We start from the raw sequence: 13139 nt of genomic DNA, 5'->3' as shown, positions 1-13139 counted from the left end.
GCCTTTTTTTCGGGCGGCGCCTGCATATGTGAACGGCCGCACGGTCTGGGAAGCGGCCAGCGGCAATACTGAGCTCTTGCGAAACAAGGAGTGCAGTCATGGCAAATTCCGAGAACAAGGCAACAGAGAACCCCGGCAACCTGCAGCGCGAGATCCAGCAGCAGCAGGACCAGAAAGACCAGGCCAAAGGCAAGCAGGAAGAGAAAAAGGAAGCGATGCAGGCCGGAACCCATGCGTTCCCCGCCCCGCCGCTGCCCAAGCAGCATCTCCACAAGCCCGGCATAGAGGCCGAGATGCAGCTCAAGCCCCAGTTCATGGCCCCCGACTATTGCGGCAGCGGCAAGCTGCAGGGCATGACGGCCATCATCACAGGCGGCGATTCCGGCATCGGCCGCGCGGTCGCGGTGCTGTACGCGCGCGAAGGCGCTGACATCGCCCTCATCTACCTCAGCGACGAGCAGGAAGACGCGGTCGAGACCAAACGCCATATCGAGGCGGAGGGCCAGCGCTGCATCCTGATTCCGGGCGACGTGCGCGATCCGCAGTTCTGCAAGCACGCAGTGGAGGAAACCGTGCAGGCCTTCGGCCGGCTCGACATCCTGGTCAACAACGCGGCCTTCCAAGAGCACGCGGATTCGCTCGAAGACCTCACCGAAGAGCGCTTCGACCTCACCATGAAAACCAATATCTACGGCTACTTCCACATGGCGAAGGCCGCGCTGCCGCACCTGAAGCAAGGCGCCTCCATCATCAATACCGGCTCGGTAACAGGCCTGGCGGGCTCGAAGAAACTGCTGGACTACTCGTCCACCAAGGGCGCGATCCACGCCTTCACCATGTCGCTGGCCTCGAACCTGATCGAAAAAGGCATCCGCGTGAACGCTGTCGCGCCGGGACCGGTGTGGACGCCGCTGAACCCCGCCGACCAGTCGCCGGACATGATCGCCGAGTTCGGCGCCTCGACCGACATGAAGCGCCCCGCACAGCCCGAAGAACTGTCGCCGGCCTATGTATTCCTCGCGTCACCAAGCTGCGCGAGCTACATCACCGGCATCGTGCTGCCGATTACCGGCAGCGTAGGCTCATAGGAGAACGATCATGGCCCGCTCACTCTGGAAAGGCGCCATCAGCTTCGGACTGGTCCACATTCCGGTCGAACTGTATTCGGCCGTAAAAGAGCATGAGCTGGACCTGACCATGCTGGACAAGCGCGACTTCTCGCCCATCGGCTTCCGGCGCTACAACAAGAACACGAACAAGGAAGTCACCTGGGACAATATCATCAAAGGCTATGAATACCAGTCCGGCGAATACGTGGTGCTGTCGGACGAAGACCTGAAGCAGGCCAACGTGAAAGCCACGCAGACCATCGACATCATGGCCTTTGTCGATTTCAGCGAAGTGCCGCTGACCTACTATGAAACCCCCTACTACCTCGCGCCGGGACGCGGCGGCGACAAGGTCTACGCCCTGCTGCGCGAAACGCTGCGCAAGGCGGGCAAGATCGCGATTGCCACGGTGGTCATCCGCACCAAGCAGCACCTGTGCGCGCTGGTGGCGGCGGAAGAAGGCATCATCATGAACACGCTGCGCTATGCGGAAGAAATCCGCGACACCGAGGGCCTGAAGCTGCCGGCAAAAGGCACCAAGGCTGCAGGCATCACGGACAAGGAACTGCAGATGGCGCTGTCGCTGGTGGAAGGCATGAGCGAGGAATGGGCGCCGGAGCAGTACCGCAACACTTACCATGACGACGTGCTGAAGCTGGTCGAGAAAAAGATCGCGGCCAAGCAGACCAAGACCATCACCATGCCATCGAAAGAAGGCGAACCTGCCCCGTCGAGCAACGTGATCGACCTGGTGGCGCTGCTCAAGCAAAGCCTGGGCAGCAAGGGCAAGGCGGCGGCGGCCGAGGATACCGCAGACGAGGAGGAAGAGGAATACATCGCGCCGCCGAAGCCGAAGAAAGCGGCTCCGCGCGGCGCCTCCACCAAACGCACCACAGCGCGCCCCGCCGCCTCCAAATCCGCAGCCAAGCCAGCCGCCAAGCGCGCCACCGCCACCAAATCCCCCACCCGCCGCAAAGCCGCCTGACGCTACGGCTGACTGACACCATGGGGTCAGGCCCCCGCTGTCATACTCAGGCACCAGTGTCATACTGACACCAAGGTGCCTGACCCCAGGGTGTCATGGTCACGCGAGTTTTTTCATGGCTTTGGTGATGCTGACGGCGCTGGCGGTGTAGTTTGCCCACGGGGTGTTGCCGTCGTCGAGGCGGTCGTGGACGGTGGCGACGGTCCAGTGGTCGCCGCCGCGCAGGTTTTTCAGTTCGCTCCAGTCCACCGGAACACTGATGCCGAGGCCGGAACGGGTGCGCGCCGACCATGCGGCCACCGTGGTGGCGCCGCGGCCGTTGCGCAGGTAGTCGATGAAGATTTTGCCGACGCGGTTTTTCGGGCCGCTCTTGAATGCGAAACGGTCCGGCAAAGTCAGCGCCATGTGCTCCACGATGCGCTTGCTGAAGTCCTTTACCGTATCCCAGTCATGCTGCGGCTTGATCGGCACCACCACGTGCAGGCCCTTGCCGCCGCTGGTCTTCAGGAAGGACGGCAGGCCGAGTTCTTCGAGGAAGGCGCGCATCAGCTCCGCCGCCTCCTGGATCATGGGCCACGTCACGCCCTGGCCCGGGTCGAGGTCGAAGATCATGCGGTTGGGTTTTTCGTAGTTCTTGCCGAAGGCGTTCTGGGTGTGGAATTCCACCACGTTCCATTGCGCTGACGACAGCAGGCCCTGCACGGTGGCCACTTCCAGCATCGGCGGATGATCGGGGTCCAGCTCCTGCGGGAACTGCTTCACGCCCGGCAGCTTGCCGACTTCGGAGTGCTTCTGGAAGAACAGCTCCCCGCCCACGCCGGCCGGCGCACGCACCAGCGCCACGGGGCGGCCCTTCATGTGTTCGAGCATCAGCGCGCTCACCAGTGCGTAGTAGCGCACCAGGCCTATCTTGGTGATTCCGCTTTCGGGATCGATCAGCCGGTCCGGATTCGTTACCTTGAGCGAGGCGGGAAGCTTGCTTTCCACGTCCGCAGCCGCCTTGCGCGGTGATGCGGCTTTTGCCACGGGATTGCTTTGTGTGTGCATCGTATCCTCCACATGCGCGGTCTTCTCGCGCGTGATGCTGCTGGCCTTCTTGTCCGTGCGCAGGCCCTGGAACACCGAGTGGCGCACGGAGCCGCTGCCGGTCCACTCGCCGAAGCTCACCTCCGCTACCAGCGTGGGCTTGACCCAGTGCGCTTTCTTGTCGATCGACTTCGGCGACGCGAATGCGGGTTTGTCCGCAGCGAGCTTTTTCAGTTTCGCCGTTACGTCGCGCAGCGTGGTTTCGTTAAAGCCTGTACCCACATTGCCAGCATACTGCAGCTTGCCCTCCGCGTCATAGTAGCCAAGCAGAAGCGAGCCGATGCCGGTGCGCGAGCCTTTCGGATCCGTGTAGCCGCCGATGACGAATTCCTGGCGCAAGCCGCATTTAAGCTTGATCCAGTCGCCGGACCGGCGCGAGGTGTACAGCGAGTCGCGGCGCTTGCCGATGATGCCTTCAAGCCCCATGCGGCAGGCGGCAGCCACCATTTCCTGCGGCGGCGCGTCCAGCATGGCGCTCAGGCGCACAGCGTCGCTGGCTTTTTTGGCGAGCACGGTTTCGAGCAGTTCGCGGCGCTGCATCAGCGGAACCTGGCGCAGGTCGTAGCCGTCGAGGTATGGAGCGTCGAAGATGAAGTAGACGATATCCTTGGTGCGCTGGCCATCGAAGGCTTGTTGCAGCAGGCCGAAATTGGGACGGCCGGTTTCGTCGTGCACCACAATCTCGCCGTCGTACCATCCGTCGGGCAGTTTCATCTTCGCGAGCGCCGCGCGCAGCGGTTCGAGCTTGCCGGTCCAGTCGTTGGCATTGCGTGTGATGAGGCGGATGTCCTTGCCTTCCACGCGGGCCAGCATGCGGTAGCCGTCGAACTTGACTTCGAAGACCCAGTCTTCAGGAGACGATGGCGGGCCGTCTACCAGCGTGGCGAGCTCCGGCGACAGCATCTCCGGCATCGCGGCCCTGTCGCCCGCTGCGGCGGGCTTCCTGCTGCGCTTGCGCTTCGGCGCGGCGTCTCCGTCCTCTGCCGCATCGGCGACTTCGGCGACGGCGGCACCGGAACGCTCGGATTTTGCTGCGGCGCGCGCGCGCTTCGCCGGCGGTGCAGCGTCGGCGGCAGGCGGCGGCGTCGACGCGGCCTGACGGGGCTTGGCTGCCTTCGGCATGCCGAGCTTCTTCACGCTGTCCGGCATTTCGTCCACCACGCTGAACTCGCTGGCCGGACGCACGTAGTCATCCTTTTCCTTGATGAGCAGCCATGGCTCCTGCTTCTCGCCGCGTCCCTTCATGCGCACCAGCACCCAGCGGCCGTGCATCTTGTGGCCGCGCAGCTCGAACTTCAGGTTCCCCTCGCGGTAGCCTTTGCGCGGATCGTCCAGCGGGTGCCATGTTCCCTTGTCCCAGATGATCACCTTGCCGGAGCCGTACTGGCCTGGCGGTATGGTGCCCTCGAACTGGTTATATGAAATGGGATGGTCTTCCACATGCACGGCCATGCGTTTATCGTGCGTGTCGTAGCTGGGCCCTTTGGGAACGGCCCAGCTCTTCATCGTGCCGTCGAGTTCCAGCCGGAAGTCGTAGTGCAGCCGCGACGCCCAGTGCTTCTGGATGACGAAGACACGGTTTTCCCCGCCCTCCTCGCCGCCTTCCGCGGGTTCGGGCGTGATATCGAAATTGCGCTTGGCCTTGTAGGCCTTCAACGAGTCAGCCATAACGCCAATGTAGGCTGCGCGCGGCACGGCATCAGTACGCTCGCTAACAGAGCAGGCCAATTGTAAGCAGGTGTAAAGACCGTCAACTACGCGCTCCGGCATCGCGTTTTTTGCTCAGTGACACGGGAAATGTGCACTACGTTCAAAACTAACTTAGAGGAACACACCATGAAGAAAGTCATCGCTACCCTGATCGCCGGTCTGTTTGCTGGTGCTGCCTTCGCACAGACTCCCGCACCTGCAACCGCACCGGCCGCAAAAGCCGAAGCCAAGGAAGCCAAAGAAGTCGCCAAGGCTGAAGCCAAGGAAGCCAAACAAGTAGCGAAAGCTGAAGCGAAAGAAACCAAGGCAGCCGCCAGCGCTGCCGCCGATGTGGCAAGCGCCAAGGCTGATGCCAAGGAGAAGAAGGCCGAAGCGCATCACAAGGCGGCCAAGGCCAAAGCGGACGCCAAGCACGAACATGCCGCCGCGACTGCAGCCACCCCAGCCACTGCCGCAACGCCAGCCGTTGCCGCAGCTCCGGCGAAGAAATAATCACCAGCAAAAAAGGCCCGCGATAACGCGGGCCTTTTTTGCTTTGAGCGAGCCGCATCAGGGCTTCGCTTTTTCCTCCGCCAGCACCGTCTCCAGCCGTGCCGCACCTTTTGCTGCGTACTTGCGGCAGGAATCGGGATCGATCAACGACGCATTGCCGAGCTGCGGGCGCTTTTCCACGCGCGTCCATAGGTCGCCCGCTTCAGGGTGCGCCGTCACCAGGATGTCGCACTTCAGCGCCGCGACGCGTGCGAAAGTCTTCTTCAGGTTCGCAACTACTTCCGGATGGCTGCTGAACCTGTAGCCCGGTGCGCCATAAGCCGTAATGCTGTCGCCGTAGACCATGTTCGCCGTGCGGCCGCCTTCCGCCGATTGCCAGGTCCAGCTCACGCCGCCCGGCGTATGGCCCGGCGTGTAATGCGCCGTCACGGACAGTGGACCGACCGTCACCACCTCGCCATCGCGCACTACCCGCGTTGCAGCAGCCGGCGCGAACTTGCTCAGGTCGCCGAATTGCGGGTCGTCCTTGCTCGCTTCGCCGGTCTTCATCACGGCCACGCTCAATGCACTGCCCACCACCACGGCGCCGCTCACACGTTGCAATTCTGCGATGCTGCCCACGTGGTCGTGGTGCTCATGCGAGGTCAGGATGTATTTGATGTCTTCCACCTTGAAGCCCAGCTGGCGGATATGCGGAATAATCTGCTCGTGCGATTTCGCGGTGCCCGCATCGATCAGGATATGGCCCGCCGGCGAAGTAATCAGCACTGAGCTGACGCCTTTCGGACCGACGTAGTAGCTGTTGCCAAACAGCTGGAAAGGCTCCTGTGGATCGTCCCAGCCGGCGAAAACAGGCAGCGAGAGGGCCAACAGGCTTGCTGCGGCGATAGTCTTCTTCATTGTTGTCTCAGGGTTTAGTGATGAAAAGCCCGGCGTGCTGCTGCGAGTTGCGGTCGCCGCGGCGGTAGCTGCGATACACAAGTTCGCCATCGGCGGCGCGCCCGCAGCAGGTGCAGCCGCCAACATGGTCGATTTCCGTCACACCCGCCTGCCGCAGCTGGTGCTCGGCAACGGGACGCAGGTCGAGGTGGCGGTAGGCCGGCAGCACCGCTTCACGCGGCAGCGCCGTAAAACGTCGCGCAAAGTCCTCCGCCAGTTCTTCGCTCACTTCGTAGCATGGCGCGCAGATGGTGGGGCCGACCGCGGCCACCCACTGCCCTCGCCCACCCAGTTGTTCCAGCACGGCAGGAATGATGCCGTCATACAGGCCGCGCCAGCCCGCATGCACGGCGGCCACCTGCGTGCCGTCGCGCCGCGCAAGCAGCAGCGGCACGCAGTCGGCGGTAATCACGCTGACGGGAATTCCGGGGGTGGCGGTGTAAAAGGCGTCGGCATCGCCGACAGGCTGCTGGGGCTCGATGATATTGACGGCGCGGATACCGTGCACCTGGCGCTTATTGGGACGGAGATCCCACAGTTCCTGAAGCGCTTCAGGTACCAGTTCGGACGCGGTGCCGAAACCATGGCGGACATTCGGGATGCTGCTGAGCAGTGCGCTCGTAATCAAAACCGGACCTCGCTTGCATGCTTAAACAGCAGCATGATAGCGAAAAAAAGGGCGGCCGCCTACGCGGACCGCCCAAAGGGCTAATCGCCTACTTAAAGCTGACTTGTGCTCAGTTGCTGGCCTGTGCCGTATTGACCGCGGCGCCGCTGTCCCAGCCGCCGCCGAGGGAGCGGATCAGGGCCACGGTCGTTACCGCACGGTTGCCGCGCAGCTGTACTGCGCTGCGTTCAACGGCTGCCAGGTTGCGCTGCGCATCCAGCAGTTCGAGATAGCTCGAACGGCCGGCGTCATACAGCTTCTGCGCCAGGTCGGCGGAACGGCGTGCCGACACCACGGCATCTTCGATCTGAGCGGTCTGGCCGGAGAGGATGCGCAGGCCCGCCAGGTTGTCTTCCACCTCGGCGAACGCCGTCAGCACGCTTTGGCGGTAAGTGCCTACCGACTCTTCAAGCGCGGCTTCGCTGCGGGTGATGTTGGCGCGGTTCCGGCCACCGTCGATCAGCGGCATGGACATCAGCGCGCCCAGCACCCAGGAACGGCTGCTCCACTTGAATACGTCCGAGAAGTGGTCCGACACGCCGCCGCCATTGGCGCTGATATTCAGCGCCGGGAACATGGCGGAGCGCGCCACGCCGATACGGGCGTTGGACGCTTCCATCGCACGCTGCGCAGCGGCGATGTCGGGACGGCGCTCCAGCAGCGCGGATGGCAGGCCGGCCGGGATCACCGGCATCAGCGCGGAGTCCAGCAGCGGGCTCACGCCGGCCGTGAAGGCGGCAGCGGGCTTGCCCAGCAGGACGGCCAGCGCATGCTCGGCCGTGGTGCGCTGGCGTTGCAGGCCGATCGCTTCGGCACGGGTGGTGGACAGCTCGGTCTTCGCGCGGGACAGGTCGAACTCGCCGATATCGCCCAGGTCGAAGCGGCGCTGGTTGACCTTCACGCTCTCTTCGCGCAGACGGACCGTCTGCTCCACGGTCGCCAGCTCGGCGTCCGTGGCACGCAGGCGGAAATAGGTCTGGGCTACGTCGGCCTGCAGCGCCAGCAGCACGGAGCGGTAGTTCGCTTCCACCGTCGCCGCGTCGCCGCGTGCCGCGGCAACGTTGGACGACACGCGGCCGAACAGGTCCACTTCATAGCTGGCGGTCAGGTTCGCCGTGTAGCTGGTCTGCGGCTGCACCGGGGTGCCGGCCGGCAGGCCCAGTTCCAGCGCCGAAGCGCGGCTGCGCTGGGCGCCCACGCCCACGCCGACCTGCGGAATACGGTCCGCTTCGGCGATGCCGGCGATGGCGCGGGCCTGCTTCACGCGGGCCGCAGCCACGGCCAGGTTGGCGTTGTTGCGGGTGGCTTCGGCGATCAGCTCATTCAGGGCCGGATCGTTGAAGGCCAGCCACCACTCGCCGCGCGGCTGTTGTTCGGCGGGCTGCGCCACCTTCCATTGCGTGCCGTCGGCGGCGATTTTTACTTCGGCCTGCGGCTCCTTGAAGGCAGCGGGAACTTCCATCGCAGGCTGTTTGAACTCAGGCGCAGCGCAGGCTGTCAGCAGAATTGCCATCAGCGGCGCCACTCCCATGGCGATCATGCGGTTCATATTAGTGGCTCCCTTCCAGTTGTGCGGCCGCCTTGTCGGCAACCGGGGATTTCTTCTCAAGCTTCACAGCCAGGGTACGCAGCAGCACATAGAACACCGGCGTGAGGAACAGACCGAAGAAGGTCACGCCCAGCATGCCCGCGAACACTGCAACGCCCATCGCATGGCGCATTTCCGAACCCGCGCCGCTGGAGAACACCAGTGGCAGCACGCCCATGATGAATGCGATCGACGTCATCAGGATCGGACGCAGACGCAGGCGGCAGGCTTCCAGCGCGGCTTCAACGATCGAACGGCCGTGGTCTTCCAGTTCGCGGGCGAACTCCACGATCAGGATCGCGTTCTTCGACGCCAACCCGACCAGCACGAACAAGGCGATCTGGGTGAAGATGTTGTTGTCGCCGCCGGTCACTTTCACGCCAATCAGCGCGCACAGGATCGACATCGGCACAATCAGGATCACCGCCAGCGGCAGGGTCCAGCTTTCATACTGCGCAGCCAGCACCAGGAACACCAGCAGGACGCACAGCGGGAACACATAGATCATGGTGTTGCCGGCCAGGATGTCCTGGTAGGTCAGCTCGGTCCATTCATACGTAATACCCTTCGGCAGCGTTTCCTTCGCCAGTTTTTCCATGATGGCCTGCGCCTGGCCGGACGACACGCCCGGTGCCGGGCCGCCGTTCATGTCGGCCGCCACGTAGTTGTTGTAGCGCTGCACGCGGTCAGGACCATAGGTGTCCTTGATCTGCATCAGCGACGACAGCGGGATCATCTCGCCCTTCACGTTGCGCACCTTCAGCTGCGCGATCTGTTCGGCCTGCGAACGGAACTGCGCGTCAGCCTGCACCCGCACCTGGTAGGTACGGCCGAACTGGTTGAAGTCGTTCACGTACAGCGAACCGAGGTTGATCTGCAAGGTCTGGTAGATGGTCGCCAGCGGCACGCCCAGCTGCTTGGCCTTCACGCGGTCCACATCGGCAAACAGCTGCGGCACGTTGATCTGGTAGCTGGAGAACACGCCTGCCAGCTCCGGGGTCTGCCATGCCTTCATCTGCAATGCCTGCACCGCCTTGTACAGTTCATCCGGACCCAGGTTGCCGCGGTCTTCGATCATCAGCTTGAAGCCGCCGGTGGTGCCCAGGCCATTGACTGGCGGCGGCGACAGCACCATCACGAAGGCGTCTTCGATCACGCCCATGCGCTTGTTCACTTCAGCGGCAATCGCTTCTGCGGACTTGCTCTTGTCCTTACGCTTGTCGAAGGACTCCAGGCCCACGAACACGATACCGGCGTTCGGCGCGTTGGTGAAACCGTTGATCGACAGGCCCGGGAAGGAGATCGAGTTCTCCACGCCAGGGATCTCCTTGGCGATGTCGGACATCTTGCGGATCACGGCGTCGGTGCGGTCCAGCGATGCAGCGTCAGGCAGCTGGGCGAAGCCGATCAGGTACTGCTTGTCCTGCGCCGGCACAAAGCCCGGCGGCACAGCCTTGAACATGAACAGGCCGGCCACTGCCAGCAGTGCATACACCGCCAGCGAGATCGATTTCCGGCGCAGCACACCCTTCACGCCTGTTTCATAGCCATGCGAAGCACGGCCGAAGAACTTGTTGAAGGCCTTGAAGAAGCGGCCGAACACCTTGTCCATGAAACGGGTCAGAACATCTTTCGGCGCGTCATGGGATTTCAGCAGGGCCGCCGACAAGGCTGGCGCCAGGGTCAGCGAGCTGAATGCCGAGATCACGGTCGAAATCGCGATGGTCAGTGCGAACTGGCGGTAGAACTGGCCAGTCAGGCCGGACACGAAGGCGATCGGCACGAACACGGCGCACAGCACCAGTGCAATCGCGATAATCGGGCCGCTCACTTCCTTCATGGCCTGGATGGTGGCATCGCGCGGCGACAGGCCGTTCTCGATGTTGCGTTCCACGTTCTCCACCACCACGATCGCATCGTCGACCACGATACCGATCGCCAGCACGAGGCCGAACAGCGACAGGGTATTGATCGAGAAGCCGAAGCCCAGCATCACGGCAAAGGTACCCACCACCGACACCGGCACAGCCAGCAGCGGGATGATGGAAGCACGCCAGGTCTGCAGGAAGATAATCACCACCAGCGCAACCAGGATGATCGCCTCGACCAGCGTGTGGATCACGGAGTCGATCGACTCACGCACGAATTGGGTCGGGTCGTATACGATATCGTATTCGACGCCTTCCGGGAAATCTTTGGACAGCTCCTTCATGCGGTTGCGCACGTCCGTGGACAGCTGCAGCGCATTCGCATTCGGGGCTTCGAAGATCGGGATTGCCACCGCCGACTTGTTGTTCAGCAGCGAACGCAGCGCATAGGAGTTGGAGCCCATCTCCAGGCGCGCCACATCCTTCAGCAGCGTGGTGGCGCCGTCTTCATTGGTCTTCACCACGATATTGCCGAATTCTTCCACCGACTGCAGGCGGCCCTGGGTATTCACGGTGAGCTGGAAGTCGGCATCCTTGGCAGGACCCTGGCCAATCACACCGGCCGCCACCTGCACGTTCTGCTCGCGGATCGCCTGCACCACGTCGCCTGCGGTCAGGCTGCGCGCCGCCACCTTCTGCGGATCGAGCCAGACGCGCATCGCGTAGTCGCCGGAGCCGAACAGCTGCACCTCGCCCATGCCATGCAGGCGGGCCAGCTGGTCCTTGATGTTCAGCACCGCGTAATTGCGCAGGTACAGGTCGTCGTAACGGCCATCCGGCGATTTCAGGTGGACCACCATGGTCAGGTTCGGCGAAGACTTCACCGTGGTCACGCCAATCTGGCGCACCTCTTCCGGCAGGCGCGGCAGCGCGCGCTGCACGCGGTTCTGCACCGCGGTTTCCGCCTGTTCGACATTGGTGCCGATGGCGAAAGTCACGGTCAGGGCCAGTGCGCCGTCCGAAGTATTTTGCGAGGACATGTACAGCATGTTCTCGACCCCGTTAATCTGCTCCTCAAGTGGCGCAGCAACGGTTTCGGCAATGATCTTCGGGTTGGCGCCAGGGTACTGCGCACGCACCACCACCGAAGGCGGCACCACGTCCGGGTATTCCGAGATCGGCAGCTTGAAGATGGCGATCAGGCCCGCGACGAAGATAATGATCGATAAGACGGCCGCGAAGATCGGCTTATCGACAAAGAAGCGTGAGAAATTCATCGCTGTGTTCCTTTATTGTTTGGACGAAGCCTTCGTGCCGGTATCGGCAACGGCGACTTTGTCGTCTTTTTTCTTTTCAGGTTGCTGCTGTGCGTTGGCCAGGTTGGCGTCCATGGCAACCGGCTGCGCAGTGACCGGGGCCCCCGGACGCACGCGCTGCAGGCCGTTGACCACGATCTTCTCGCCCGGCTTCAGACCTTCACGCACTACGCGCAGGCCATCGATAGTCGGTCCCAGCTTCACTGGGCGGTACTCGGCCTTGCTGTCCTTGCCCACCACGAACACGAACTTGCGGTTCTGGTCTGTGCCCACGGCGCGGTCGTTGATCAGGATCGCGTTGCTCTGGTCCGCGCCGCCGCCCAGCTGCACGCGGGCGAACAGGCCGGGCGCCAGCGCGCGGTCGGCATTGGCGAAGGTGGCGCGCATGCGCACGCTGCCGGTCTGCGGATTCAGCTGGTTGTCCACGAATTCCAGCTTGCCCTCGTGCGGGAAGCCTTCTTCGTTGGCCAGGCCGACCTTCACCACCACCGGCTGGCCTTTGTGGGCCTGGGCGCCGACGCGCAGGTAGGTGCCTTCATCGCCGTCGAAGCTGGCGTAGATCTTGTCCAGCGAGACCACGGAGGTCAGCACAGCCGAGGCGTCCACCAGGTTGCCGACGGTGATTTCCGCTTTCGATACGCGGCCGTTGATCGGCGAGACCACCTGGGTATAGGCCAGGTTCAGCTTCGCGGACTCGTACTGCGCCTGGGCGGCACGGGCATTGGCGTCCAGTTCCTTCAGGCTCGATGCGCGTTCGTCATATTCGCGCTGCGCGATGGCCTTGTCGGCCAGCAGGCGTTCGGCACGGGTCAGCTCCAGGCGGGCCAGCTCGGCGCGCGCTTTGGCGGAATTGGCCGCCGCTTCGGCACGCGCGGCTTCGGCCGCATAGGGACGCTGGTCGATCACGAACAGCACATCGCCCTTCTTCACTTCACTGCCCGGCTTGAAATTGACGGCGGTGATGAAGCCGCTGACGCGGGCGCGGATTTCAACGTGGTCGATCGCTTCCAGGCGGCCGGAGAACTCCTGGGTTTCCGATACCTGTTTTTCGATCACGGTGGCAGCAGAGATCGGAGGACCGCCCGCAGCAGGCGCTTCCGCGGCCTTGCCCTTGGCGCTGTCGCAGCCGGCCAGCGTTGCCGCTGCCAGGCCGGCGACGGCCAGCGCTGCGATCATCGGTCGCGCCTTAGCTGTCATTTCTTTAAAGTTTTTCATTTTTAACCCCTTTTTCTATGAAAAATAATAATGATTTGAGCGGTACCCTCTGCCGCCTGCGAATCGCAGGCAAAAGCGGGCCCACCGCGCTGAAATAGCGCGTTTTTCAGGAACTGCTGGTTTGGAAAGCCGGTGTTTACGCCTGTCGCAGCAATATACTGTTA

The 13139-nt window shown here is 63.1% G+C and carries 9 protein-coding genes; 3 read left to right on the top strand and 6 right to left on the bottom strand.

From position 1 onward, the window contains the following. Positions 1 to 98: 98 nt before the first annotated feature. Entirely contained in the window at positions 99 to 1088 is a 990-nt protein-coding gene (locus ACJRPG_RS07135; protein WP_407999347.1) for an SDR family oxidoreductase, read from the top strand. A gap of 10 nt (positions 1089 to 1098) precedes the next feature. Further along, positions 1099 to 2094, top strand: coding sequence for a non-homologous end joining protein Ku (gene ku, locus ACJRPG_RS07130; protein WP_407999346.1), 996 nt, complete (start codon positions 1099 to 1101; stop codon positions 2092 to 2094). 99 nt (positions 2095 to 2193) lie between these two features. On the opposite strand, the gene ligD is transcribed toward ku, so the two are convergent. After that, the gene (gene ligD, locus ACJRPG_RS07125; RefSeq protein ID WP_407999345.1) at positions 2194 to 4848 is read right to left on the bottom strand and encodes a DNA ligase D; all 2655 of its coding nucleotides are present in this window, start codon (positions 4846 to 4848) and stop codon (positions 2194 to 2196) included. A 168-nt stretch (positions 4849 to 5016) separates the two neighbouring features. Between ligD and ACJRPG_RS07120 the strand changes: the two genes are divergently transcribed. After that, complete coding sequence (locus tag ACJRPG_RS07120; RefSeq protein WP_407999344.1) at positions 5017 to 5382, top strand: hypothetical protein; 366 nt, start codon at positions 5017 to 5019, stop codon at positions 5380 to 5382. 57 nt (positions 5383 to 5439) lie between these two features. Here ACJRPG_RS07120 and bla read toward each other — a convergent pair whose 3' ends face one another. From bla to ACJRPG_RS07095, 5 genes are all read right to left on the bottom strand, one after another. Beyond that, a complete protein-coding gene (gene bla / locus ACJRPG_RS07115; RefSeq protein ID WP_407999343.1) occupies positions 5440 to 6282 on the bottom strand; it encodes a subclass B3 metallo-beta-lactamase in 843 nt (280 codons plus the stop codon). Between the two features lie 7 nt (positions 6283 to 6289). Then, positions 6290 to 6949: a purine nucleoside phosphorylase YfiH/LACC1 family protein gene (locus tag ACJRPG_RS07110; protein ID WP_407999342.1), complete on the bottom strand. Its 660-nt coding sequence runs from the start codon at positions 6947 to 6949 to the stop codon at positions 6290 to 6292. Between the two features lie 109 nt (positions 6950 to 7058). After that, positions 7059 to 8537 (bottom strand): efflux transporter outer membrane subunit, encoded by a 1479-nt coding sequence (locus ACJRPG_RS07105; protein ID WP_407999341.1) that lies wholly within the window; start codon positions 8535 to 8537, stop codon positions 7059 to 7061. A gap of 1 nt (position 8538) precedes the next feature. Further along, complete coding sequence (locus ACJRPG_RS07100; protein ID WP_407999340.1) at positions 8539 to 11721, bottom strand: efflux RND transporter permease subunit; 3183 nt, start codon at positions 11719 to 11721, stop codon at positions 8539 to 8541. Between the two features lie 12 nt (positions 11722 to 11733). Beyond that, entirely contained in the window at positions 11734 to 12957 is a 1224-nt protein-coding gene (locus ACJRPG_RS07095; RefSeq protein ID WP_510183104.1) for an efflux RND transporter periplasmic adaptor subunit, read from the bottom strand. Between the last annotated feature and the right edge of the window lie 182 nt (positions 12958 to 13139).

This window comes from Pseudoduganella rhizocola (assembly GCF_045984285.3).
In the GTDB taxonomy this organism is placed as follows: domain Bacteria; phylum Pseudomonadota; class Gammaproteobacteria; order Burkholderiales; family Burkholderiaceae_D; genus Rugamonas.
This window is presented reverse-complemented; position numbering and strand designations above follow the sequence as displayed.